Genomic DNA, 876 nt, shown 5'->3' with positions numbered 1-876 from the left:
GACACCCATAAGAGATTCTTCGCTCTTCTGGAATCCCAGAACATCCGTGTAAATCGCTTCAGGGCAGACTGCGGTTCCTGCTCGAAGGAAATCGTCAGTGAGATAGAGAAGCATTGCAAACATTTCTACATCCGTGCCAACCGATGCAGTTCGCTCTACAATGACATCTTTGCTCTGAGAGGATGGAAGACGGAGGAGATTAACGGCATCCAGTTCGAACTCAATTCCATTCTCGTTGAGAAATGGGAAGGCAAGTGCTATCGTCTTGTCATCCAGAGACAAAGACGCAACAGTGGCGACCTTGACCTGTGGGAAGGCGAATACACTTACCGTTGTATTCTGACCAACGATTACAAGTCATCGACAAGGGACATTGTTGAATTCTACAATCTGCGTGGCGGCAAGGAACGTATCTTTGACGACATGAACAACGGATTCGGTTGGAGCAGGCTCCCCAAGTCATTCATGGCGGAGAATACTGTCTTTCTTCTGCTTACTGCATTGATACACAATTTCTACAAGACCATCATGAGCAGGCTTGACACCAAGGCTTTTGGGCTCAAGAAAACGAGTCGCATAAAGGCTTTTGTCTTCAGATTCATCTCCGTACCTGCCAAGTGGATCATGACTGCAAGGCAATACGTGCTGAATATCTACACAGAGAACCGAGCTTATGCAAAACCCTTCAAAACAGAATTCGGATAAGAATCCTTTCTTTCCGGTTTGAATCTGCGTATTACCTCAAGTCGCATCGTGGGGTAAGGGGATGGTGGCTACATATTGATGTTGTGCTGTTGCTTTTTACTGAAAGCTGCTACTAACGACTCATAAATCTACCCTTAATCGTGTATTGGATGATAGTTGCGGATTTTAGGA

1 pseudogene is annotated in these 876 nt (G+C 45.7%); it reads left to right on the top strand.

Annotated elements, in window-relative coordinates:
• Positions 1 to 705, top strand: a pseudogene (locus tag IR173_RS17970) (IS1380-like element IS612 family transposase); the annotation flags it as partial.
• Positions 706 to 876: the final 171 nt, after the last annotated feature.

Origin of the sequence: Phocaeicola faecalis (assembly GCF_021730445.1) — a bacterium.
GTDB lineage: Bacteria > Bacteroidota > Bacteroidia > Bacteroidales > Bacteroidaceae > Phocaeicola > Phocaeicola faecalis.
This window is presented reverse-complemented; position numbering and strand designations above follow the sequence as displayed.